Annotated in this window: 17 protein-coding genes, 2 pseudogenes and 1 riboswitch; of the genes and pseudogenes, 7 read left to right on the top strand and 12 right to left on the bottom strand. The window is 54.0% G+C overall.

Features of this window, described 5'->3' with window-relative positions:
- Window positions 1-15: 15 nt before the first annotated feature.
- Window positions 16-2370 (bottom strand): LPS assembly protein LptD, encoded by a 2355-nt coding sequence (gene lptD, locus C1P89_RS15365; protein ID WP_000746156.1) that lies wholly within the window; start codon window positions 2368-2370, stop codon window positions 16-18.
- Between the two features lie 254 nt (window positions 2371-2624).
- Here lptD and djlA point away from each other — a divergent pair, with 254 nt between their 5' ends.
- Window positions 2625-3440: a co-chaperone DjlA gene (gene djlA, locus C1P89_RS15360; protein WP_001200573.1), complete on the top strand. Its 816-nt coding sequence runs from the start codon at window positions 2625-2627 to the stop codon at window positions 3438-3440.
- Window positions 3441-3556: 116 nt separating this feature from the next.
- Here the strand turns inward: djlA and rluA are convergent, their stop codons facing one another.
- The 6 genes from rluA to araB form a co-directional block, all read right to left on the bottom strand.
- Complete coding sequence (rluA, locus tag C1P89_RS15355; RefSeq protein WP_000525176.1) at window positions 3557-4216, bottom strand: bifunctional tRNA pseudouridine(32) synthase/23S rRNA pseudouridine(746) synthase RluA; 660 nt, start codon at window positions 4214-4216, stop codon at window positions 3557-3559.
- An 11-nt stretch (window positions 4217-4227) separates the two neighbouring features.
- Window positions 4228-7134: an RNA polymerase-associated protein RapA gene (gene rapA, locus C1P89_RS15350; RefSeq protein WP_001117025.1), complete on the bottom strand. Its 2907-nt coding sequence runs from the start codon at window positions 7132-7134 to the stop codon at window positions 4228-4230.
- A 163-nt stretch (window positions 7135-7297) separates the two neighbouring features.
- Entirely contained in the window at window positions 7298-9649 is a 2352-nt protein-coding gene (gene polB, locus C1P89_RS15345; protein ID WP_000035695.1) for a DNA polymerase II, read from the bottom strand.
- 74 nt (window positions 9650-9723) lie between these two features.
- Window positions 9724-10419 carry an L-ribulose-5-phosphate 4-epimerase gene (araD, locus tag C1P89_RS15340; RefSeq protein ID WP_000888673.1) on the bottom strand — a complete coding sequence of 232 codons (696 nt, stop codon included), beginning with the start codon at window positions 10417-10419 and terminating at the stop codon, window positions 9724-9726.
- A gap of 168 nt (window positions 10420-10587) precedes the next feature.
- On the bottom strand, window positions 10588-12090 hold the full coding sequence (gene araA / locus C1P89_RS15335) for an L-arabinose isomerase (protein ID WP_000151734.1): 1503 nt from the start codon (window positions 12088-12090) through the stop codon (window positions 10588-10590).
- Window positions 12091-12100: 10 nt separating this feature from the next.
- Window positions 12101-13801 (bottom strand): ribulokinase, encoded by a 1701-nt coding sequence (araB, locus tag C1P89_RS15330; protein ID WP_000951878.1) that lies wholly within the window; start codon window positions 13799-13801, stop codon window positions 12101-12103.
- A gap of 338 nt (window positions 13802-14139) precedes the next feature.
- Between araB and araC the strand changes: the two genes are divergently transcribed.
- Together araC and C1P89_RS15320 are read left to right on the top strand one after the other, a co-directional pair.
- The gene (araC, locus tag C1P89_RS15325; protein ID WP_005139276.1) at window positions 14140-15018 is read left to right on the top strand and encodes an arabinose operon transcriptional regulator AraC; all 879 of its coding nucleotides are present in this window, start codon (window positions 14140-14142) and stop codon (window positions 15016-15018) included.
- Window positions 15019-15103: 85 nt separating this feature from the next.
- Window positions 15104-15868: a DedA family protein gene (locus C1P89_RS15320; protein ID WP_001148421.1), complete on the top strand. Its 765-nt coding sequence runs from the start codon at window positions 15104-15106 to the stop codon at window positions 15866-15868.
- A gap of 69 nt (window positions 15869-15937) precedes the next feature.
- Here the strand turns inward: C1P89_RS15320 and thiQ are convergent, their stop codons facing one another.
- From thiQ to sgrR, 4 genes are all read right to left on the bottom strand, one after another.
- Window positions 15938-16636: a thiamine ABC transporter ATP-binding protein ThiQ gene (thiQ, locus tag C1P89_RS15315; protein ID WP_000916308.1), complete on the bottom strand. Its 699-nt coding sequence runs from the start codon at window positions 16634-16636 to the stop codon at window positions 15938-15940.
- Window positions 16620-18230: a thiamine/thiamine pyrophosphate ABC transporter permease ThiP gene (thiP, locus tag C1P89_RS15310; RefSeq protein ID WP_000235699.1), complete on the bottom strand. Its 1611-nt coding sequence runs from the start codon at window positions 18228-18230 to the stop codon at window positions 16620-16622. The genes thiQ and thiP overlap by 17 nt, the downstream gene beginning before the upstream one ends.
- Window positions 18206-19189: a thiamine ABC transporter substrate binding subunit gene (gene thiB, locus C1P89_RS15305; RefSeq protein WP_005141399.1), complete on the bottom strand. Its 984-nt coding sequence runs from the start codon at window positions 19187-19189 to the stop codon at window positions 18206-18208. Before thiB ends, thiP begins: the two co-directional genes overlap by 25 nt.
- Before the next feature lie 30 nt (window positions 19190-19219).
- A riboswitch (TPP riboswitch) is annotated at window positions 19220-19319 on the bottom strand.
- 33 nt (window positions 19320-19352) lie between these two features.
- Window positions 19353-21008 (bottom strand): DNA-binding transcriptional regulator SgrR, encoded by a 1656-nt coding sequence (gene sgrR, locus C1P89_RS15300; RefSeq protein WP_001297366.1) that lies wholly within the window; start codon window positions 21006-21008, stop codon window positions 19353-19355.
- 88 nt (window positions 21009-21096) lie between these two features.
- Between sgrR and sgrT the strand changes: the two genes are divergently transcribed.
- The 4 genes and pseudogenes from sgrT to C1P89_RS26490 form a co-directional block, all read left to right on the top strand.
- Complete coding sequence (sgrT, locus tag C1P89_RS15295) at window positions 21097-21228, top strand: glucose uptake inhibitor SgrT (protein WP_001248770.1); 132 nt, start codon at window positions 21097-21099, stop codon at window positions 21226-21228.
- 101 nt (window positions 21229-21329) lie between these two features.
- Window positions 21330-22442 (top strand): annotated as a pseudogene (gene setA, locus C1P89_RS15290) (sugar efflux transporter SetA); the annotation flags it as partial.
- Window positions 22443-22499: 57 nt separating this feature from the next.
- Window positions 22500-23197, top strand: a protein-coding gene (locus C1P89_RS15285; RefSeq protein ID WP_237158176.1) for an IS1-like element IS1A family transposase whose coding sequence is annotated in 2 segments (ribosomal slippage) — window positions 22500-22749 and window positions 22749-23197 — 699 coding nt in all. Because the reading frame shifts where the segments join, the coding sequence is not laid out codon by codon here.
- A pseudogene (locus tag C1P89_RS26490) lies at window positions 23197-23284 on the top strand (hypothetical protein); the annotation flags it as partial. The gene C1P89_RS15285 and the pseudogene C1P89_RS26490, both read left to right, overlap by 1 nt.
- Before the next feature lie 48 nt (window positions 23285-23332).
- On the opposite strand, the gene leuD reads toward C1P89_RS26490, so the two are convergent.
- Window positions 23333-23938 (bottom strand): 3-isopropylmalate dehydratase small subunit, encoded by a 606-nt coding sequence (gene leuD / locus C1P89_RS15275; protein ID WP_000818228.1) that lies wholly within the window; start codon window positions 23936-23938, stop codon window positions 23333-23335.
- Window positions 23939-23945 lie beyond the last annotated feature (7 nt).

Here is a 23945-nt window from a genome sequence, read left to right as displayed (position 1 = left end):
TGGTAAATCAACAAATCACAAAGTGTTTTGATACGGCAGAATGTTCGAACGCAGCATCTCTTGCGTACCCAGACCGTAGTTGGAGCTCAGGCCGCGAAGTTCGATGTTAAAGCCGATTGCGTTGTCATATACCGCATGTTGTTTATCGTTATCCCAACCGTTCAGCTTCCGCTCGTAACCGACGCGAATTGCATAGCAGCAGGAGCTGTATTGCACACCTAACATAGAGTCGGCTTGCTTGTTCGCATTGGTGTCGTAGTAGTAGGCCCCAACAATGGACCAACGATCGGCAATTGGCCAGCTGGCGACAGCACCTACCTGCGAAATACCATTCTTATATTGCTCAGCAGTGGAATAGTACTTAGGCAGCGTAGCCTGAATATATTCCGGGCTGGCGTAACGGTAATTCAGCTGTACCAGACGGTCTTCATCCCGACGGTATTCAATGCTGGAGTTACTGGTCGCTACGTTATCCAGACGTGTATCGTACTGAATCCCGCCACGCAATCCCCAACGCTCGGAGATACGCCAGTAAGTATCGCCTGCCCACACCAGTGAGCCCGTTTTGTCGTCATTCTCCCATGTTATGTTGTCATCGCCAGTGCGAGACTCCGTGAAATAGTAGATTTGACCAACGGAAATATTAAAACGTTCAACGGCAGCATCATCATATATGCGAGATGTGACACCGGTCGTCACCTGGTTAGCGGAGGCAATACGGTCAAGACCGCCGTAAGTCCGGTCCCGGAACAGGCCAGAGTAGTCAGATTGCAGTAGAGACGAGTCGTAGTTATAGATGTCGCTCTGATCGCGATACGGCACGTACAAATACTGCGCGCGCGGTTCCAGCGTTTGGGTATAACCCGGAGCCAGCATTTCCATATCGCGTTCAAAGACCATTTTGCCGTCAACTTTGAATTGCGGCATAACGCGGTTAACGGATTCGTCCAGCTTGGTCGTGTTTCTGGAGTTATACCAGTCAAGATTGGTTTGCTGATAATGGGTTGCCAGCAACTTCGCTTCGGTATTGATGCTGCCCCAGTTATTAGAGAGCGGCAAATTGATGGTCGGTTCCAGGTGAACACGGGTTGCTTCAGGCATGTCGTCTCTGGTGTTAACAAAGTGCACTGCCTGGCCGTAAATACGCGTATCAAACGGACCAACATCATTCTGGTAGTAGTTAACGTCTAACTGCGGCTCTGCCGAGTAGCTACTGGTGTTCTGCTCGCTAAAGACCTGGAACTGCTTGGTTGAAACGGTGGCATTGAAGTTTTGCACCGCATAGCCAACGCTGAATTTTTGCGTTGCGTAGCCGTCAGTACTGGAACCGTACTTGTTATCGAAATCATTGAAGTAGCTAGGATCGCTGACCTTGGTGTAGTCGACGTTGAAACGCCACACTTGATCCATGACCCCGGAGTGTTGCCAGTAGAACAACCAACGACGTGAACTGTCATCGTTCGGGTGTTCATCTTCATAGACTTTATCTGAAGGCAGATAGTCCAGTTCCATCAAGCCAGCGCCCGCCTGGGAGAGGTAGCGGAATTCGTTCTCCCACATGATGTTGCCACGACGATGCATATAATGCGGCGTGATGGTGGCATCCATATTTGGCGCGATGTTCCAGTAATATGGCAGGTAGAACTCAAAGTAGTTGGTGGTGGTGTACTTGGCGTTCGGGATCAAGAAACCAGAGCGACGTTTGTCACCCACCGGCAACTGCAAATAGGGGCTATAAAAGATCGGTACCGGACCCACCTTAAAGCGGGCGTTCCAGATCTCCGCAACTTGTTCTTCGCGGTCATGAATAATTTCGCTACCTACCACGCTCCAGGTGTCAGAACCCGGCAGACAGGAGGTAAAGCTACCGTTATCCAGAATGGTATAGCGGTTTTCGCCACGTTGTTTCATCAGGTCCGCTTTACCGCGACCCTGGCGACCCACCATCTGGTAATCACCTTCCCAGACGTTGGTATCTTTGGTGTTCAGATTCGCCCAGCCTTTCGGCCCTTTGAGGATCACCTGGTTATCGTCGTAATGGACATTACCGAGCGCATCAACGGTACGTACCGGCTCCGGTTGTCCTGGTGCCTCTTTTTGATGGAGCTGCACTTCGTCGGCCTGCAGACGGCTGTTACCCTGCATGATATCCACGCTGCCAGTAAACACGGCGTCATCCGGGTAGTCCCCTTTCGCGTGGTCAGCATTGATAGTCACGGGTAAGTCATTGGTATCGCCCTGTACCAGAGGACGGTCATAGCTTGGCACGCCCAACATGCACTGTGAGGCGAGGTCGGCTGCCAGTCCCTGTTGACTATAAAGGGCGGTGGCAATCATGGTGGCCAGGAGAGTGGGGATACGTTTTTTCATACGTTGATTTTATTGTTCCATCATCGGTAACGTTGCGCGTGACAAACGGTCAGAGACTAACGTACTCGTCATCTCTACGCTAGTGTTAATCCTGTCCGAATAGCGTCAGTGGTGTTAGGCACGGCATTGAATGACAGGTATGATAATGCAAATTATAGGCGATGTCCCACAATTGACCGCAGCCGGAAAACGGTAAAAGCACCTTTATATTGTGGGAGATAGCCCTGATATCCGTGTGTCGATTTGGGGAATATATGCAGTATTGGGGAAAAATCATTGGCGTGGCCGTGGCCTTACTGATGGGCGGCGGCTTTTGGGGCGTAGTGTTAGGCCTGTTAATTGGCCATATGTTTGATAAAGCCCGTAGCCGTAAAATGGCGTGGTTCGCCAACCAGCGTGAGCGTCAGGCGCTGTTTTTTGCCACCACTTTTGAAGTGATGGGGCATTTAACCAAATCCAAAGGTCGCGTCACGGAGGCTGATATTCATATCGCCAGCCAGTTGATGGACCGAATGAACCTTCATGGCGCTTCCCGTACTGCGGCGCAAAACGCGTTCCGGGTGGGAAAATCAGATAATTACCCGCTGCGCGAAAAGATGCGCCAGTTTCGCAGTGTCTGCTTTGGTCGTTTTGACTTAATTCGTATGTTTCTGGAGATCCAGATTCAGGCGGCGTTTGCTGATGGTTCACTGCACCCGAATGAACGGGCGGTGCTGTATGTCATTGCTGAAGAATTAGGGATCTCCCGCGCCCAGTTTGACCAGTTTTTGCGCATGATGCAGGGCGGTGCACAGTTTGGCGGCGGTTATCAGCAGCAATCTGGCGGTGGTAACTGGCAGCAAGCGCAGCGTGGCCCGACGCTGGAAGATGCCTGTAATGTGCTGGGCGTGAAGCCGACGGATGATGCGACCACCATCAAACGTGCCTACCGTAAGCTGATGAGTGAACACCATCCCGATAAGCTGGTGGCGAAAGGTTTGCCGCCTGAGATGATGGAGATGGCGAAGCAGAAAGCGCAGGAAATTCAGCAGGCATATGAGCTGATAAAGCAGCAGAAAGGGTTTAAATAAGTTTTAAACTGTAGGCCTGATAAGACGCGGCCCGCGTCGCATCAGGCAATCGGCGCACAATTGCCGGATGCGGCGTGAACGCCTTATCCGCCTACCGAACTGCGCCAGCGTGACGATTAAAAATCCGCTGGCGCTTTAAACGTCATACTATTGCCATACGCCGGATGGGTAATCGTCAACATCTCTGCATGTAGCAACAAACGCGGTGCCATCGCTCTCGCTTCTGGTGATGCATAAAAACGATCGCCGAGAATCGGATGACCCAGCGCCAGCATATGCACACGCAGCTGATGCGAACGCCCGGTAATCGGTTTTAACACCACTCTTGCCGTGTTATCCGCCGCATACTCCACCACTTCATATTCCGTCTGCGCAGGTTTACCCGTTTCGTAACAGACTTTCTGTTTCGGGCGGTTTGGCCAGTCGCAAATCAGCGGCAGATCCACCAGACCTTCCGCAGGGGATGGATGCCCCCAGACGCGGGCTACATACTGCTTTTTCGGCTCGCGCTCGCGGAACTGGCGTTTTAACTCCCGCTCCGCGGCTTTGGTCAGCGCCACTACAATCACGCCGCTGGTAGCCATATCCAGACGATGCACCGATTCTGCCTGCGGATAATCACGCTGAATGCGCGTCATCACGCTGTCTTTGTGCTCTTCCAGACGCCCCGGCACAGACAACAAACCGCTCGGCTTGTTAACCACCATAATGTGGTCATCCTGATACAGGATAACCAACCAGGGTTCCTGCGGTGGATTGTAGTTTTCCATCCCCATTTTCGGCTCCGTTACTGATGCGTTACAACGATCAAACGCAGGGCATCCAGACGCCAGCCTGCCTGATCCAGGCTTTCCATTACCTGCTGACGGTTGCTCTCAATGGCGGTCAGTTCGTCGTCACGAATGTTCGGGTTCACTGCGCGCAGCGCTTCCAGACGAGACAGCTCGGCAGACAGTTTTTCGTCGGCTTCGTTACGTGCGGCATCAATCAATGCACGGGCAGATTTCTCGATCTGCGCTTCACCCAGCTGAAGGATAGCGTGAACATCCTGCTGCACGGCGTTAACCAGTTTGCTGCCGGTGTGACGGTTAACCGCGTTAAGCTGACGGTTAAAGGTTTCAAACTCTACCTGCGCCGCCAGGTTGTTGCCGTTTTTATCCAGCAGCATACGTACCGGCGTCGGTGGCAGGAAGCGGTTGAGCTGCAACTGCTTCGGAGCCTGGGCTTCAACGACATAAATCAGTTCCACCAACAGCGTACCTACCGGCAACGCTTTGTTTTTCAATAGTGAAATCGTGCTGCTACCAGTATCGCCAGAAAGGATCAGATCCAGACCGTTGCGGATCAGCGGATGCTCCCAGGTAATAAACTGTGCATCTTCACGCGCCAGCGCCACTTCACGATCAAAGGTGATGGTGATGCCATCTTCCGACAGGCCAGGGAAGTCCGGCACCAGCATATGATCGGACGGCGTCAGCACGATCATGTTGTCGCCGCGATCGTCCTGATTGATACCGATAATATCGAACAGGTTCATGGCGAAGGCGATCAGGTTGGTATCGTCATCCTGCTCTTCAATGCTTTCTGCCAGTGCCTGGGCTTTTTCGCCACCGTTGGAGTGGATTTCCAGCAGGCGGTCACGACCCTGTTCCAGCTGTGCTTTCAGCGCTTCATGTTGCTCGCGGCAGTTTTTGATCAGATCGTCAAAGCCTTCGGTTTGAACCGGTGAAGCCAGATAGTTAATCAGATCGTTGTATACGCTATCGTAAATAGTGCGTCCGGTCGGGCAGGTGTGCTCAAATGCATCCAGACCTTCGTGATACCAGCGCACCAGCACCGACTGAGCGGTTTTCTCCAGATAAGGCACATGGATCTGAATATCGTGCGCCTGGCCGATACGATCCAGACGACCAATACGCTGCTCCAGTAGATCCGGGTTGAATGGCAGGTCAAACATCACCATGTGGCTGGCGAACTGGAAGTTACGTCCTTCAGAACCGATTTCTGAGCACAGCAGTACCTGTGCGCCGGTGTCTTCTTCGGCAAACCAGGCGGCAGCGCGGTCACGTTCGATAATCGACATACCTTCGTGGAACACCGCAGCGCGAATACCTTCACGTTCGCGCAGTACCTGCTCCAGTTGCAGCGCAGTGGCAGCTTTGGCGCAGATCACCAGCACTTTCTGAGAGCGATGGCTGGTCAGGTAGCCCATCAGCCACTCAACGCGCGGATCGAAGTTCCACCAGGTGGCGTTATCACCTTCAAATTCCTGATAAATACGCTCCGGGTAGAGCATATCGCGAGCACGATCTTCCGCACTTTTACGTGCGCCCATAATGCCGGAGACTTTAATAGCCGTCTGATACTGCGTCGGCAGCGGCAGCTTAATGGTGTGCAGCTCGCGTTTCGGGAATCCTTTCACACCGTTACGCGTGTTACGGAACAGCACGCGGCTGGTGCCGTGGCGATCCATCAGCATCGAAACCAGCTCCTGACGGGCGCTCTGGGCATCTTCGCTGTCGCTGTTTGCTGCCTGCAACAGCGGCTCGATATCCTGCTCGCCGATCATCTCGCCGAGCATGTTCAGTTCGTCATTGCTCAGTTTGTTACCTGCCAGCAGCATGGCAACGGCGTCCGCAACCGGACGATAATTTTTCTGCTCTTCAACGAACTGCGCAAAATCGTGGAAACGGTTCGGGTCCAGCAGACGCAGACGGGCGAAGTGGCTTTCCATCCCCAGCTGTTCCGGGGTCGCGGTCAGCAGCAGAACGCCCGGCACGTGCTCTGCCAGTTGTTCAATGGCCTGATATTCACGGCTTGGCGCATCTTCGCTCCACACCAGGTGATGCGCTTCATCGACCACCAGCAGGTCCCATTCGGCTTCACAGAGATGTTCCAGGCGCTGTTTGCTACGACGGGCAAAATCCAGCGAGCAAATCACCAGCTGTTCGGTGTCGAACGGGTTGTAAGCATCGTGCTGAGCTTCGGCATAACGCTCATCATCAAATAGCGCAAAGCGCAGGTTGAAACGGCGCAGCATTTCTACCAGCCACTGATGCTGTAAGGTTTCCGGGACGATAATTAGCACACGTTCAGCAGCGCCAGAGAGCAGTTGCTGATGCAGGATCATCCCGGCTTCAATGGTTTTCCCTAAACCCACTTCGTCAGCCAGCAGGACGCGCGGCGCGTGGCGGCGACCAACATCATGAGCGATGTTGAGCTGATGCGGGATCAGGCTGGTACGCTGACCGCGCAGGCCGCTGTACGGCATACGGAACTGTTCGCTGGAATACTTACGCGCGCGATAACGCAGCGCAAAGCGGTCCATACGGTCAATCTGCCCGGCAAACAGACGGTCCTGCGGTTTGCTGAACACCAGTTTGCTATCAAGGAAAACTTCACGCAGGGCTACGCCGGACTCTTCAGTATCCAGGCGAGTACCGATATAGGTCAGCAAGCCATTTTCTTCTTTTACTTCTTCGACTTGCATCTGCCAGCCGTCATGGCTGGTAATAGTATCACCAGGGTTGAACATCACGCGGGTCACGGGGGAATCACTGCGTGCGTACAGACGGTTTTCACCAGTAGATGGGAAAAGTAAAGTGACAGTTCGCGCATCCACCGCGACAACGGTTCCAAGTCCCAATTCGCTTTCTGTATCGCTGATCCAGCGTTGACCAAGTGTAAAAGGCATATGTGTTCGGCTCTATATCTTTAATTGCAGGCAATAACCACCCGCTACCGTGCTTATGGGGTAGTGGTGTTATTCAGGTCCAGGAATGGAAAGGGCGCTATGGTACTGGATGGCAAAGCATTCGTCACGCATCAAAATGGTATCTGGCGAACTCTTTTTTTGCTCAAAATAGCCCAAGTTGCCCGGTCATAAGTGTAGCAAAATTATCCTCAATAAAAGGGAGTATTCCCTCCGCCACGGGTTGTAGCTGGCGGGTCAGATAGTGTTCGTAATCCAGTGGTGAACGTTGGTAGTCCAGCGGCTCCGGGCCGTTGGTGGTCCATACGTACTTAATGGTGCCGCGATTCTGATATTGCAAGGGGCGACCACGCTTTTGGTTTTCTTCATCGGCAAGGCGAGCGGCGCGTACATGAGGCGGCACATTACGCTGATACTCGCTCAGCGGACGGCGAAGGCGTTTACGGTAAACCAGTCGCGCATCCAGTTCACCCGCCATCAGTTTGTCGATGGTTTCGCGTACATATTCCTGATATGGCTCGTTGCGGAAGATGCGCAGGTATAGCTCCTGCTGAAACTGCTGGGCCAGCGGCGTCCAGTCGGTGCGCACGGTTTCCAGCCCTTTAAACACCATCCGCTGTTTATCGCCCTCCTGAATCAGCCCGGCGTAGCGCTTTTTACTGCCGGTATCAGCTCCGCGAATGGTTGGCATAAGAAAACGGCAGAAATGAGTTTCATACTCCAGTTCTAATGCGCTGGTCAGCCGTTGTTTTTGCAGCGTTTCCGCCCACCAGGCGTTAACGTGCTGCACCAGTGCACGACCGATTTTCGCCGCCTCTTCTTCCGAATGTGCACCTTTTAGCCAGACAAAAGTCGAGTCGGTATCTCCGTAGATAACGTCGTAGCCCTGCGCTTCAATCAATGCTTTGGTTTGCCGCATGATCTGATGACCACGCATGGTGATCGACGATGCCAGGCGCGGATCGAAAAAGCGGCAGGCGGTGGTGCCAAGCACGCCATAAAAGGCATTCATAATGATCTTCAGCGCCTGCGAAAGTGGTTTATTACCCTGACGTTTGGCTTCATCGCGCCCGTGCCAGATGTTAGTCACAATCTCCGGCAGGCAATGTTTCTCCCGTGAGAACCAGGCATCGAGAAAACCTTCGGTACTGTGCTCTGGATCAGGCTGCGCCATGCCTTCAACCAGCCCGACGGGATCAATCAGAAAGGTGCGGATGATCGACGGGTACAGGCTTTTATAGTCCAGCACCAGCACTGAATCATAAAGCCCTGGCCGTGAATCCATCACGTAGCCGCCAGGGCTGGTGTGCGGCGGCACTTCGCCGAGATTAGGCGCGACATAACCAGCGCGATGCATTCGCGGAAAATAGAGATGACCAAACGCTGCCACCGAACCGCCGTGCCGATCCACCGGCAGGCCGTTCACCGTTGCTCGTTCGAGTAAAAATGGCATGATTTCAGTTTTGTGGAAGATCTGCGTCACCAGCTCGCAATCTTTCAGGTTATAAGTTGCCAGCGCAGGTTTATCTTCGGCGAAACGGCGGTCAATTTCGTCCATTCGATCCCACGGGTTATCGATAGATTTTCCTTCGCCTAATAGCTCCTGAGCGACAGTTTCCAGCGAGAATGAAGAGAAATTCCAGAACGCGGATTTCAGCGCCTCGATACCGTCGATAATTAGCCGACCTTTAGCCTGGGCAAAAAAGACGCCGTTTTTAAAGCCGTGCTCGCGCCACTCCAGCTCGCTATTATCGCGCCCAAGACGCAGCGGAAGACGGTAACGCTCGGCATGTTTTTGCAGCATTCGCAGATCGAACTGCACCACGTTCCAACCGATGATCACATCAGGATCGTAGTTGGCAAACCAGGCGTTGAGTTTTTCCAGCAACTGCGGGCGGCTGGCGACGTATTCCAGTTCGAAATCAAGCGAGGAGGCGTCGCCATTCTCCGGCCCCAGCATATAAACGATGCGCTGCCCGCAGCCTTCCAGGCCGATGCAGTACAGCTCACCGTGGCGGGTGGTTTCAATATCTATAGAAACCCACTTGAGCGGCGGACGATAGTCGGGATGCGGTTTCAGACGGGCATTAACGATAGTGCCATTGTGCATATCACCCTCGACCCACACCGGTGAGGTGATAAACCGCTCCATCAGATAGCGTTCTGGCGGGCGCACATCGGCCTCGTAGACGGTAACGCCACCTTCACGCAGGCGCTTTTCGTAATTCATCAATTGGCGATGGGCGCGACAGTAAAGGCCATACACCGGCTGGCGGTGAAAATCCTTTAACGCCAGCGGTGTCAGGCGAAAGCCTTGTTTACCCTGCAAAATATGCTGAGCGCGGGGAACCTGATCGGCGGGAATAAACGCCACGGACTCTTGCGGTGCAAGCGTAACCTGCAACGGCCCGTTGTCCGTCGCCAGCCAGAAGGAGACTTCTGTCCCTTGCGGGGTGTCCCGCCAGTGTCGGGTTAAGATAAAACCTGCCTGCGCCACGCTGAAAATCCATCAAAAAACCAGGCTTGAGTATAGCCTGGTTTCGTTTGATTGGCTGTGGTTTTATACAGTCATTACTGCCCGTAATATGCCTTCGCGCCATGCTTACGCAGATAGTGTTTATCCAGCAGCGTTTGCTGCATATCCGGTAACTGCGGCGCTAACTGACGGCAGAATATCCCCATATAAGCGACCTCTTCCAGCACGATGGCGTTATGCACCGCATCTTCGGCATTTTTGCCCCATGCAAACGGGCCGTGGGAATGGACCAGAACGCCGGGCATTTGCGCTGCATCGATACCCTGTTTTTCAAAGGTTTCTACGATGACGTTACCGGTTTCCCACTCATATTCGCCGTTGATTTCTGCGTCGGTCATTTTGCGGGTGCAGGGAATGGTGCCGTAGAAATAGTCGGCGTGGGTGGTGCCGGTTGCTGGAATCGACTGACCCGACTGCGCCCAGATGGTGGCGTGGCGCGAGTGCGTATGCACAATGCCGCCAATGGAGGGGAATGCCTGATAGAGCAGCCGGTGAGTTGGCGTGTCGGAGGAGGGCTTTTTCGTACCTTCAACCACTTCACCGGTTTCGATGCTAACCACGACCATATCGTCAGCGGTCATGACGCTGTAATCGACGCCGGAAGGTTTGATCACAAAGACGCCGCGCTCGCGATCAACGGCGCTGACGTTGCCCCATGTGAGCGTGACCAGGTTGTGTTTTGGCAGCGCCAGGTTGGCTTCTAATACCTGGCGTTTGAGATCTTCTAACATGTTGACTCCTGAGAGGTCGTTTCCCCTCACCCCGGCCCTCTCCCCAAAGGGGCGAGGGGGAAAACAATGCCGGATGCGCTTTGCTTATCCGGCCTACAAAATCGCAGCGTGTAGGCCAGATAAGACGCGTCAGCGTCGCATCAGGCGTTACATACCTGATGTGGCTACTTAGCGACGAAATCCGTAATACACTTCGTTCCAGCGCAGTGCGTCTTTAAACGCTGGCAGGCGGGTGTCGTTATCAATCACCGTGATTTCAATGTCGTGCATCTCGGCGAACTGGCGCATATCGTTGAGGTTCAGCGCATGGCTGAAGACGGTATGGTGCGCGCCACCAGCGAGGATCCACGCTTCGGAAGCAGTTGGCAGATCCGGTTGCGCTTTCCACAGCGCATTCGCCACCGGCAGTTTCGGCAGGGAGTGCGGTGTTTTCACCGTGTCGATACAGTTAACCAGCAGACGGTAACGATCGCCGAGATCAATCAGGCTGGCGACAATCGCTGGACCGGTTTGGGTATTGAAGATCAGTCGGGCAGGATCGTCCTTACCACCAATACCGAGATGCTGAACGTCGAGGATCGGTTTCTCTTCTACGGCAATCGACGGGCAGACTTCCAGCATATGGGAGCCGAGCACCAGGTCATTACCTTTCTCGAAGTGATAGGTGTAGTCCTCCATAAAGGAGGTGCCGCCCTGCAGACCGGTTGACATCACCTTCATGATGCGAAGCAGGGCGGCGGTTTTCCAGTCGCCTTCGCCCGCAAAGCCGTAACCCTGCTGCATCAGACGCTGTACGGCCAGACCTGGAAGCTGTTTCAGACCGTGCAAATCTTCAAAGGTGGTGGTGAACGCGTGGAAGCCACCTTGTTCCAGGAAACGCTTCATCCCCAGCTCAATACGCGCCGCTTCCAGCACGTTCTGTCGTTTTTCGCCGTGGATTTGTGTGGCAGGCGTCATGGTGTAGCAGCTTTCGTACTCATCGACCAGCGCGTTAACATCGCCGTCGCTGATGGAGTTCACCACCTGCACCAGATCGCCAACCGCCCAGGTATTGACGGAGAAACCGAACTTGATCTGTGCGGCAACTTTATCACCATCGGTGACCGCTACTTCACGCATGTTATCGCCAAAACGGCAGACTTTCAGATGACGGGTATCCTGTTTAGAGACCGCCTGGCGCATCCAGGAGCCGATACGCTCATGGGCTTGTTTATCCTGCCAGTGACCGGTAACCACGGCATGTTGCTGACGCATACGCGCGCCAATGAAGCCGAACTCGCGACCGCCATGTGCAGTCTGGTTCAGGTTCATAAAGTCCATATCGATACTGTCCCACGGCAGCGCCGCGTTAAACTGGGTGTGGAATTGCAGCAACGGTTTGTTGAGCATGGTCAGGCCGTTGATCCACATTTTGGCCGGGGAGAAGGTGTGCAGCCACACCACCAGACCAGCGCAACGATCGTCGTAATTCGCGTCGCGGCAAATAGCGGTGATTTCATCCGGCGTGGTGCCCAGCGGTTTCAACACCAGTTTGCAGGGCAGTTTCGCTTCCGTATTCAGCGCATTAACAACGTGCTCGGCATGTTGGGTGACCTGACGCAGGGTTTCCGGGCCATACAGATGCTGGCTGCCAATGACAAACCACACTTCATAATTATCAAAAATCGTCATTATCGTGTCCTTATAGAGTCGCAACGGCCTGGGCAGCCTGTGCCGGGGCGGAAGTTGGAAGATAGTGTTGTTCGGCGCTCATCGCCCATTGCTGATAGCGGCGATAAAGCTGTTCAAAGCGTTGTGCCTGTTCGCTGCGCGGTTGCAGGGTTTTCTCTACCGCACTGGCCATTTTTTGCTGGGCTGATGGGATGTCTGCGTGCACTTTCGCGGCGACGGCAGCAAAAATCGCCGCACCGAGCGCACAGCACTGGTCAGAGGCAACAATTTGCAGCGGGCGATTCAGCACGTCGCAGCAGGCCTGCATAATGACCTGGTTTTTCCGCGCGATGCCGCCCAGCGCCATCACGTTATTGACGGCGATCCCCTGATCGGTAAAGCACTCCATGATTGCGCGTGCGCCAAAGGCGGTGGCAGCAATCAAACCGCCGAACAGCAGCGGAGCGTTGGTAGCGAGGTTAAGATCGGTAATCACCCCTTTCAGACGTTGGTTAGCGTTTGGCGTGCGACGACCGTTAAACCAGTCGAGCACCACCGGCAGGTGATCCAGAGACGGATTTTTGGCCCATGCTTCGGTCAGCGCCGGAAGCAGTTGTTTCTGGCTGGCGTTGATTTGCGCTTTCAGTTCCGGATGCTGGGCGGCAAGCTGTTCCAGCGGCCAGCCGAGTACGCGACCAAACCAGGCGTAGATATCACCAAACGCCGATTGGCCTGCTTCCAGACCGATAAATCCAGGCACCACGCTGCCATCAACCTGACCGCAAATACCTTTAACTGCCCGCTCGCCAACGCTCTGTTTGTCGGCAATCAGAATGTCGCAGGTGGAAGTACCGATAACTTTTACCAGTGCGTTAGGCTGTGCGCCTGCGCCAACTGCGCCCATATGGCAGTCAAACGCGCCGCCGGAAATCACCACGCTTTCAGGCAGGCCGAGACGCTGCGCCCATTCCGGGCATAAGGTGCCCACCGGAATATCGGCAGTCCAGGTGTCAGTGAACAGCGGGGAAGGCAAATGGCGATTGAGGATCGGGTCCAGCTCATCAAAGAAACTGGCTGGCGGCAAGCCGCCCCAGCTTTCGTGCCACAGAGATTTATGCCCGGCGCTGCAACGTCCGCGACGAATATCCTGCGGGCGGGTGGTACCGGAAAGCAGAGCTGGCACCCAGTCGCACAGCTCAATCCACGATGCGGCAGATTGCGCCACGGCGCTGTCCTGGCGAGTCACATGCAGGATTTTTGCCCAGAACCATTCGCTGGAATAAATACCGCCAATATAGCGGGAGTAGTCAACGTTGCCCGGCGCGTGGCACAAACGGGTAATCTCTTCCGCTTCTTCAACCGCAGTGTGGTCTTTCCACAATACGAACATCGCGTTTGGGTTTTCGGCAAACTCTGGGCGCAGCGCCAGCACGTTACCGTCGGCGTCAATCGGTGCGGGCGTCGAGCCGGTTGTGTCAACGCCAATCCCGACCACAGCTGCGCGCTGTTCGGCGCTAAGCTCTGCAAGCACGATTTTCAGCGCCGCTTCCATTGACTCAATGTAGTCACGCGGATGATGGCGGAACTGGTTATTCGGGGCATCACAAAATTGCCCTTTCTGCCAACGGGGATACCACTCTACGCTGGTGGCGATCTCTTCACCGGTAGCGCATTCCACCGCCAAAGCTCGCACAGAATCACTGCCAAAATCGAGGCCAATTGCAATCGCCATCGTTTCACTCCATCCAAAAAAACGGGTATGGAGAAACAGTAGAGAGTTGCGAAAAAAAGCGTCAGGTAGGATCCGCTAATCTTATGGATAAAAATGCTATGGCATAGCAAAGTGTGACGCCGTGCAAATAATCAATGTGGACTTTTCTGCCGTGATTATAGACACTTTTGTTACGCGTTTTTGTCATGGCTTTGGTCCCGCTTTGTTACAGAATGCTTTTAATAAGCGGGGTTACCGGTTGGGTTAGCGAGAAGAGCCAGTAAAAGACGCAGTGACGGCAATGTCTGATGCAATATGGACAATTGGTTTCTTCTCTGAATGGCGGGAGTATGAAAAGTATGGCTGAAGCGCAAAATGATCCCCTGCTGCCGGGATACTCGTTTAACGCCCATCTGGTGGCGGGTTTAACGCCGATTGAGGCCAACGGTTATCTCGATTTTTTTATCGACCGACCGCTGGGAATGAAAGGTTATATTCTCAATCTCACCATTCGCGGTCAGGGGGTGGTGAAAAATCAGGGGCGAGAATTTGTCTGCCGACCGGGTGATATTTTGCTGTTCCCGCCAGGAGAGATTCATCACTACGGTCGTCATCCGGAGGCTCGCGAATGGTATCACCAGTGGGTTTACTTTCGTCCGCGCGCCTACTGGCATGAATGGCTTAACTGGCCGCCAATATTTGCCAATACGGGTTTCTTTCGCCCAGATGAAGCGCACCAGCCGCATTTCAGCGACCTGTTTGGGCAAATCATTAACGCCGGGCAAGGGGAAGGGCGCTATTCGGAGCTGCTGGCGATAAATCTGCTTGAGCAATTGTTACTGCGGCGCATGGAAGCGATTAACGAGTCGCTCCATCCACCGATGGATAATCGTGTACGCGAGGCTTGTCAGTACATCAGCGATCACCTGGCAGACAGCAATTTTGATATCGCCAGCGTCGCACAGCATGTTTGCTTGTCGCCGTCGCGTCTGTCACATCTTTTCCGCCAGCAGTTAGGGATTAGCGTCTTAAGCTGGCGCGAGGACCAACGCATTAGTCAGGCGAAGCTGCTTTTGAGCACTACCCGGATGCCTATCGCCACCGTCGGTCGCAATGTTGGTTTTGACGATCAACTCTATTTCTCGCGGGTATTTAAAAAATGCACCGGGGCCAGCCCGAGCGAGTTCCGTGCCGGTTGTGAAGAAAAAGTGAATGATGTAGCCGTCAAGTTGTCATAATTGGTAACGAATCAGACAATTGACGGCTTGACGGAGTAGCATAGGGTTTGCAGAATCCCTGCTTCGTCCATTTGACAGGCACATTATGCAAGCATTGCTGGAACACTTTATTACCCAATCCACCGTGTATTCATTGATGGCGGTGGTGTTGGTGGCCTTTCTGGAGTCGCTGGCGCTGGTCGGTTTGATTCTACCCGGTACGGTGCTGATGGCGGGGCTGGGAGCGCTGATTGGCAGCGGCGAGTTAAGTTTCTGGCACGCGTGGATGGCGGGGATTGTCGGTTGCCTGCTGGGCGACTGGATCTCCTTCTGGCTGGGCTGGCGTTTTAAAAAGCCGTTGCATCGCTGGTCATTTCTGAAGAAAAACAAAGCACTACTTGATAAAACTGAACATGCGTTGCATCAACACAGCATGTTCACCATTCTGGTCGGTCGTTTTGTTGGCCCGACGCGTCCGCTGGTGCCAATGGTGGCGGGAATGCTGGATCTGCCAGTGGCAAAATTTATCACGCCGAATATTATCGGCTGCCTGCTGTGGCCGCCGTTTTACTTCCTGCCAGGGATTCTGGCGGGCGCGGCGATCGATATTCCTGCCGGGATGCAGAGCGGTGAGTTTAAATGGTTGCTGCTGGCGACGGCGGTATTTTTGTGGGTTGGTGGCTGGCTGTGCTGGCGGTTATGGCGCAGTGGTAAAGCGACTGACCGTTTGAGTCATTATTTGTCCCGCGGTCGTTTGTTGTGGCTGACGCCGTTGATTTCTGCCATCGGCGTGGTGGCGCTGGTGGTGTTAATTCGCCACCCGTTGATGCCGGTGTATATCGATATTTTGCGTAAAGTGGTTGGGGTTTAGGGGATAGTTTGCATCGGCGCTGGTTTGTTCCCTTCTCCCCAGAGGGGCGAGGGGACTGTCCGTGCGCTTTTAACCTGTAATTCCCAACAGCGCCGAAGCACTCGCCTTACCGCTTAACAATTCATCGGTTTTACCCTGCCAGGCGATGCGCCCGTCGGCGACCACCACCGAGCGCGTGGCGATCCGCGCGGCATCTTCCACACTGTGCGACACCATCAATAACGTCATTTTTTGCTGCTGGCAGCTCGTGCTCACCAGCGTCAACATCTCCTGGCGTAGCGCCGGATCGAGCGCAGAGAACGGTTCATCGAGCAATAAAATCGGCTGCTCGCGTACCAGACAACGCGCTAACGCCACGCGCTGTCGCTGACCGCCGGAAAGCTCGCCCGGTAACCGCGCCATTAAATTATCAATCCCCATCTGGCGGGCGATAGCGTGCATTTTCTCCTGCTGCGCCGCGTTCAGCTTCAATCCCGGATTAAGCCCCAGCCCGATGTTCTGCGCGACCGTCAGGTGGCTGAACAGGTTGTTCTCCTGAAACAGCATCGATACCGGACGGCGTGACGGCGGCGTCGTGGTGTGATCAACGCTGTCGATAGTCAGCGAACCGCTGGCTGGCGTCAGAAAACCGGCAATCAAATTCAGCAGGGTACTTTTACCTGCGCCGCTTGGCCCGAGGATCGCCACCTGCTCGCCGCGTTCTACCGTTAAGCTAAAACGCATCGGCAAATGGTGGTAAAGCCAGGTGATATCAGTCAGTTTTAACATTTCGCCCCGGTAGTTTTTCAATCACGGTAAACAGCAGAAAACAGAGTAGTAGCAGAATTAACGCGGTGACCGCGCCGTCCTGGCTGCGATAGGAGCCAATTTGCTGGTAGAGATAAAACGGCAGGGTGCGGAAATCATCGTTACCGAACAACGCCACCACGCCAAAATCACCAATCGACAGCACGCATGCAAAGGCCAGCGCCTGCGCCAGTGGGCGTTTCAGGGCGCGCAGCTCCACCACGTTTAAGCGTGACCAGCCTTCAATGCCCAACGACTGACACAACATGCTGTAGCGGGCGGTGATATCGCGCATCGGGTTTTCCAGTACTTTCAGCGCGTAAGGGATCGCCATTAACGCATTGGTGAAAATCACAATGCCGTCAGCAGATTGTGGCAGGCCGATAGTGTTGTTGAGCAGTAAAAAGAAGCCGGTAGCCAGCACAATCCCCGGCATGGCGAGGATCAACATGCCGCTCATCTCCAGCGCCTGACCCGCCAGCATTTTCTGCCGCGCCCGAAGTTCGCGACTGCTCCATAGCAGCATCATGGTCAGCACTACGCACAATACACCTGCCGCCAGCGCAATACGCAACGAGGTCCACAGCGCCTGCCACAGCACCGATTGTGCCAGCACTTCCGGCAACTGGCGATTTACCCCATCGACGATCACCGCCAGCAACGGTGGCAACAACAGCAGCAGCGCCAGCACTATTAACACCGTGTCGCAAATGCGGCTATGCAGACGATCGTCCGGGTCGCGCCAGCCTTGCAGCAGCGTGGTGCCGGGCGCAATGGCCTTACTCAATCGCTGACTCAACAGCACCAGCCCAAGGCAACACATCATCTGGATCAGCGCCAGCATCGCCGCGCGGGCAGGATCGTAGTCGTAACTCAGCGCCTGATAAATAGCCAGCTCGATAGTGGTCGCTTGCGGACCGCCGCCTAGCGACAGTACGGTGGCGAAGCTGGCGAAACAGAGCATAAAGATAAGCGCAGCAACTGGCGGGATTTGTCGCCGTAACCACGGCCATTCGACGAAACGAAAGAAGTGCCAGCCACGCATTCCAAGCTGGGCGGCAAGTTGACGTTGTTCGCCGGGAATGTTTTCCAGTGCCTGAAGTAATAAACGGCTCGCCATCGGCAGATTAAAAAACACATGGGCCAGCAAAATGCCTTGCAGGCCGTAGGGCGAAAAGGTCCACTCCAGACCGAGCGATTGGCAGAGCGATGCCAGCCAGCCCTGACGACCATAGACGCTAAGAATGCCGAAAACAGCAACCAGCACCGGGAGGATCAAGGTCATTGCGCACAGACGCAACAGCGCCAGCCGACCCGGAAAGCGCCTGCGATAGAGGGCGCGGGCGAGGAATATCGCGGGTACGACAGAGAGTAGCGCCGAGAGAAACGCCTGCCAGAAGGAGAAGCGCACCACATGCCACAGGTAGCTGTCCTGCCAGACTGCTACCCAGTTACCCTGCGGCGCGTTCCACCACAGGGCGAGAAACGCCGCGAGCGCAACCGCTACCACCAGCGTGGCGGCGCTTACACCTGGAATTAACCAGCCGGGAATTAACGGCTGACGGCGCGTTGCCATTCGCTAATCCATGCCTGACGTTGTGCCGCCACTTCGGCTGGCGTGAACTCCAGCGTGGTTGCTGGTTTGGTCAATTGTTCAAAACCGGCAGGCTGCGTGACGTTTGCCACCGGATACATCCAGTTGCCGGTTGGGATCGCATTCTGAAAAGCCGGATAAACCATAAACTGGAGGAATTTTTGCGCCAGCTCCGGCTGCTTGCTGGCAGCGGTGCGGGCGGCGACTTCCACCTGCAGATAGTGACCTTCGCTGAAGTTCGCGGCGGCGTAGTTATCTTTCTTCTCTTCGAGAATGTGATAAGCCGGAGAGGTGGTGTAACTCAGTACCAGATCGCTTTCGCCTTTTAAAAACAGGCCATAGGCTTCGCTCCAGCCTTTGGTGACCGTGACAGTTTTCTTCGCCAGTTTCTGCCAGGCTTGTGGGGCGTCATCGCCATAGACTTTTTGCATCCACAACAGCAGACCCAGCCCCGGCGTGCTGGTACGCGGATCCTGATAAATCACCCGCCAGTTCTGATCGCTCTCAACCAATTCTTTCAGGCTTTGCGGCGGGTTTTTCAGTTTGTTCTTGTCATAGACGAAGGTGAAATAGCCGTAATCAAACGGGACGAAAGTGTCATTATTCCAGCCGCCGGGAACGTTAACGGCATCCGCTGCCACACCGCTTTTGGCAAATAGTCCGGTTTTACTGGCGGCGTCTAACAGATTGTTATCCAGCCCCAGCACCACATCGGCTTTACTATTTTTGCCTTCCATCCGTAGACGGTTGAGAAGCGAAACGCCATCTTCCAGCGCCACCAGTTTCAGTTCGCAGTTACAGTCGGCTTCAAAAGCTTTTTTGATCTTTGGACCAGGCCCCCAGTCGGCGGCGAAGGAATCGTAGGTATAAACAGTCAGAACGGGTTTAGCGAAAACGGGCGCTGTGCACAGCAACAGCAGGGGAAGACATTTTTTTAACACTTTGCACCTCAAAAAAGAGTGGCAAAGGACTTGAGAAGGAGCCTCAAATCCCTTCGTCGGCGTTATCCGGATCAGGTTCGACGGGTATTTTCTCAGCGCACGCGTTTGCGTGGCACCCCGTTGAGAACGGCGTTAGTGTAGTGATTTTGTTATCTACCAGCAATCATGGATCCGGTGGCGCAAACCACGCTGATTTAAAATCGAACCAGCCGAGGGTGTTCATGCGCAGGCCGCGCATACTGCGTTGCCCCTGAATGATCAGCCAGTGGTGGATAAGCGGCACCATTGCTTTGCTGGCGACCAGTTGCTGGCACCAGTTCGCCAGGTTCATTTCGCCATTGCGCCAGCGGGCGGCGTCGGCTTGCCAGTCGATCGGAATACAGTGTTGGAGCAGCGGCACCTCGCACAAGTGCGCGAACAGCGAAAAATCCAGCGGCAGCGTAAAGTTGGCGCTGTTAAGCCAGATATCGCTCTCGATCTCTCCTTCATGCCACTGATCGTAGCTGATCTCTTTGATTTCCAGCGTGACCTGGTGACTTGCCAGAATCTGCTGCATGATCCCGGCAATCACCCGATGCTCACTGTGATCCTGATAAAAGGTCAGGGTGAGGCTTTCCAGGCCAGCCGGTTTTTCGCTCTTTATGGTGCGGGCATGGTGCCAACGGGGGAGCAGTCCATAAGCCGGGAACCACAGTTGCTGGTACTGTTCCTCAGCGAAATAGACCAGATTAGTTGGAGAAAGCACATAGCTTACCCAGTCCCTGACTTGCTGATTCGCCCCGCGATGGGTGCGGCTGTCGAATAGTAAATAGTAGCAACCTTCCTCCAGGCGGCTTTCAATCTCTTTTTCCTCACCCTGTGGACCTTTTAGCATCAGACCTCCAGCTGGCTCGTCGGCAATTTCCGGCAGAACCCAGACGTTAACTTCATCGATTAATGCCCGGTAACCGAAGAAGTCATCGAATGCCTGAATTTTCAGTTGATTGGTGGTGTTGCGGATCACCGCATACGGACCGGTGCCGATGGGATGGCTGGCAAAGTTACTGAGGGTTTCCCATTCGCGCGGCAGGATCATCGCCGGAACTTGCCCCAGCAGTAACGGTAACCAGCGGTCCGGTTGCGTGAGATGGATATCCAGCGTCCAGGGCGTCGGCGACACAATGTCCGCAATATGCGAATAGAGCGGCAGCGTATTGATTCGTTTTAAAGAGGCGATCACGTCGTCCATTTCCAGTTCACGACCATGATGAAAATGGACTCCTGGACGCAAAAAGAAACGCCAGTGAAGCGGTGATATTTGCTGCCAGTGGTGGGCGATGTCTGCTTCCAGTTCCCCATTTTCCTCATTTATGCGCGTTAGGGAACTGAAGATTTGCCGGGCAATATGGGTTTCGGAACGGCGCAATGCGCTGCCAGGTAGCAGATTACGCAACGGACGATAGTAGAGCACGCGCAGGATGTGCCGCCCCTGGCGGAAGCTGCGGCCCAGATGAGAAACCAGCATTTGCCGCACAGTCGCTTTGTCGCCAACCAACTGCACTAGTTGGTCGATACGATCCTGCTCCAGCAGGTCTTCCGCCCGCTGTTGCTGAAGCGCCAGCCCGGTATAGAGGAATGTCAGACGCGAGCGTTTACCGCGCCCGACTTCCGCTTCCCACGTCAGCCAGCCGCGATCCTGCATGGTGTTGAGCAGGGTACGCATATGACGACGCGAGCAGCTCAATAACGCTGCCAGTTCGTTGAGCGTTGTGTCCTGCGATTTACCCTCGCAGCATTGCCACAGGCGGATGAACTGTTGTTGCAGACGAGCAGATGGCATAAAAGGGGAACTCCTGCGCAAAAGACAGCAATTTTATTTTCCCTATATTAAGTCAATAATTCCTAACGATGAAGCAAGGAGGTGCCCCATGCGTCAGTTTTATCAGCACTATTTTACCGCGACAGCGAAGTTGTGCTGGTTGCGTTGGTTAAGCGTCCCACAACGATTAACCATGCTTGAAGGACTGATGCAGTGGGATGACCGCAATTCTGAAAGTTGACTTGCCTGCATCATGTGTGACTGAGTATTGGTGTAAAATCACCCGCCAGCAGATTATACCTGCTGGTTTTTTTTATTCTCGCCGCGCTAAAAAGGGAACGTATGATCTGGATAATGACGATGGCTCGCCGTATGAACGGTGTTTACGCGGCATTTATGCTGGTCGCTTTTATGATGGGGGTGGCCGGGGCGCTACAGGCTCCTACATTGAGCTTATTTCTGAGTCGTGAGGTTGGCGCGCAACCTTTCTGGATCGGACTCTTTTATACGGTGAATGCTATTGCTGGGATCGGCGTAAGCCTCTGGTTGGCAAAACGTTCTGACAGTCAGGGCGATCGGCGAAAACTGATTATATTTTGCTGTTTGATGGCTATCGGCAATGCGCTATTGTTTGCATTTAATCGTCATTATCTGACGCTTATCACCTGTGGTGTGCTTCTGGCATCTCTGGCCAATACGGCAATGCCACAGTTATTTGCTCTGGCGCGGGAATATGCGGATAACTCGGCGCGAGAAGTGGTGATGTTTAGCTCGGTGATGCGTGCGCAGCTTTCTCTGGCATGGGTTATCGGTCCACCGTTGGCCTTTATGCTGGCGTTGAATTACGGCTTTACGGTGATGTTTTCGATTGCCGCCGGGATATTCACACTCAGTCTGGTATTGATTGCATTTATGCTTCCGTCTGTGGCGCGGGTAGAACTGCCGTCGGAAAATGCTTTATCAATGCAAGGTGGCTGGCAGGATAGTAACGTACGGATGTTATTTGTCGCCTCGACGTTAATGTGGACCTGCAACACCATGTACATTATTGATATGCCGTTGTGGATCAGTAGCGAGTTAGGATTGCCAGACAAACTGGCGGGTTTCCTGATGGGGACGGCAGCTGGACTGGAAATACCAGCAATGATTCTGGCTGGCTACTATGTCAAACGTTATGGTAAGCGGCGAATGATGGTCATAGCAGTGGCGGCAGGAGTACTGTTTTACACCGGATTGATTTTCTTTCATAGCCGTATGGCGTTGATGACGCTGCAACTTTTTAACGCTGTATTTATCGGCATTGTTGCGGGTATTGGGATGCTATGGTTTCAGGATTTAATGCCTGGAAGAGCGGGGGCAGCTACCACCTTATTTACTAACAGTATTTCTACCGGGGTAATTCTGGCTGGCGTTATTCAGGGAGCAATTGCACAAAGTTGGGGGCACTTTGCTGTCTAGGTGATGCTGCCAACTTACTGATTTAGTGTATGATGGTGTTTTTGAGGTGCTCCAGTGGCTTCTGTTTCTATCAGCTGTCCCTCCTGTTCAGCTACTGACGGGGTGGTGCGTAACGGCAAAAGCACTGCCGGACATCAGCGCTATCTCTGCTCTCACTGCCGTAAAACATGGCAAATGCAGTTCACTTACACCGCTTCTCAACCCGGTACGCACCAGAAAATCATTGATATGGCCATGAATGGCGTTGGATGCCGGGCAACTGCACGCATTATGGGCGTTGGCCTCAACACGATTTTACGTCACTTAAAAAACTCAGGCCGCAGTCGGTAACCTCGCGCATACAGCCGGGCAGTGACGTCATCGTCTGCGCGGAAATGGACGAACAGTGGGGCTATGTCGGGGCTAAATCGCGCCAGCGCTGGCTGTTTTACGCGTATGACAGTCTCCGGAAGACGGTTGTTGCGCACGTATTCGGTGAACGCACTATGGCGACGCTGGGGCGTCTTATGAGCCTGCTGTCACCCTTTGACGTGGTGATATGGATGACGGATGGCTGGCCGCTGTATGAATCCCGCCTGAAGGGAAAGCTGCACGTAATCAGCAAGCGATATACGCAGCGAATTGAGCGGCATAACCTGAATCTGAGGCAGCACCTGGCACGGCTGGGACGGAAGTCGCTGTCGTTCTCAAAATCGGTGGAGCTGCATGACAAAGTCATCGGGCATTATCTGAACATAAAACACTATCAATAAGTTGGAGTCATTACCGCTGTCTACTGGGTAATTGCGGTTATTTCTGTTGTCGCATTATTTTTAACCGCAAAGGTTAAAGACGTTTGATGACGTGGACGATAGCGGAAAGCCCGGTCATTTGACCGGGCAAGGGGATTAATTCATAAACGCAGGTTGTTTTGCTTCATAAGCGGCAATGGCGTCGTCGTGCTGCAAGGTAAGCCCAATACTGTCCAGACCGTTCATCATGCAGTGGCGGCGGAAGGCATCGATGGTAAAGCGATAGGTTTTCTCTCCCGCTTTCACCTCTTGCGCTTCCAGATCCACGTCGAAATGGATCCCCGGATTGGCTTTCACCAGCGCAAACAGTTCGTCCACTTCTGCATCGCTTAATTTCACCGGCAGCAGCTGGTTGTTAAAGCTATTGCCGTAGAAGATGTCAGCAAAACTCGGCGCAATCACCACTTTAAAGCCGTAGTCGGTCAATGCCCAGGGCGCGTGCTCACGCGAGGAGCCACAGCCGAAGTTTTCTCGTGCCAGCAAAATGGAAGCGCCCTGATACTGCGGGAAGTTCAGCACGAAGTCCGGGTTTGGCTGTTGGCCTTTTTCATCGAGAAAACGCCAGTCGTTAAACAGATGCGCGCCAAAACCCGTACGGGTCACTTTCTGCAAAAACTGTTTCGGGATGATTGCATCGGTATCGACATTGGCGGCATCCAGCGGAACCACCAGGCCTGTGTGTTTGATAAATTTCTCTGCCATGGTGTGC

Source organism: Shigella sonnei, assembly GCF_002950395.1.
Classification (GTDB): Bacteria; Pseudomonadota; Gammaproteobacteria; order Enterobacterales; family Enterobacteriaceae; genus ECMA0423.
Note: the sequence above shows the minus strand (reverse complement) of the source record. Positions and strands in the feature narration are given on the sequence as shown.

Bases quoted from the DNA above. Each gene is read 5' to 3' on its own strand.
- leuD (WP_000818228.1), bottom strand. From the start codon at position 23,938: ATGGCAGAGAAATTTATCAAACACACAGGCCTGGTGGTTCCGCTGGAT.
- sgrR (WP_001297366.1), bottom strand. From the start codon at position 21,008: ATGCCATCTGCTCGTCTGCAACAACAGTTCATCCGCCTGTGGCAATGC.
- djlA (WP_001200573.1), top strand. From the start codon at position 2,625: ATGCAGTATTGGGGAAAAATCATTGGCGTGGCCGTGGCCTTACTGATG.
- C1P89_RS15320 (WP_001148421.1), top strand. From the start codon at position 15,104: ATGCAAGCATTGCTGGAACACTTTATTACCCAATCCACCGTGTATTCA.
- lptD (WP_000746156.1), bottom strand. From the start codon at position 2,370: ATGAAAAAACGTATCCCCACTCTCCTGGCCACCATGATTGCCACCGCC.
- rluA (WP_000525176.1), bottom strand. From the start codon at position 4,216: ATGGGGATGGAAAACTACAATCCACCGCAGGAACCCTGGTTGGTTATC.
- araD (WP_000888673.1), bottom strand. From the start codon at position 10,419: ATGTTAGAAGATCTCAAACGCCAGGTATTAGAAGCCAACCTGGCGCTG.
- rapA (WP_001117025.1), bottom strand. From the start codon at position 7,134: ATGCCTTTTACACTTGGTCAACGCTGGATCAGCGATACAGAAAGCGAA.
- araC (WP_005139276.1), top strand. From the start codon at position 14,140: ATGGCTGAAGCGCAAAATGATCCCCTGCTGCCGGGATACTCGTTTAAC.
- thiQ (WP_000916308.1), bottom strand. From the start codon at position 16,636: ATGTTAAAACTGACTGATATCACCTGGCTTTACCACCATTTGCCGATG.
- thiP (WP_000235699.1), bottom strand. From the start codon at position 18,230: ATGGCAACGCGCCGTCAGCCGTTAATTCCCGGCTGGTTAATTCCAGGT.
- araB (WP_000951878.1), bottom strand. From the start codon at position 13,801: ATGGCGATTGCAATTGGCCTCGATTTTGGCAGTGATTCTGTGCGAGCT.
- sgrT (WP_001248770.1), top strand. From the start codon at position 21,097: ATGCGTCAGTTTTATCAGCACTATTTTACCGCGACAGCGAAGTTGTGC.
- araA (WP_000151734.1), bottom strand. From the start codon at position 12,090: ATGACGATTTTTGATAATTATGAAGTGTGGTTTGTCATTGGCAGCCAG.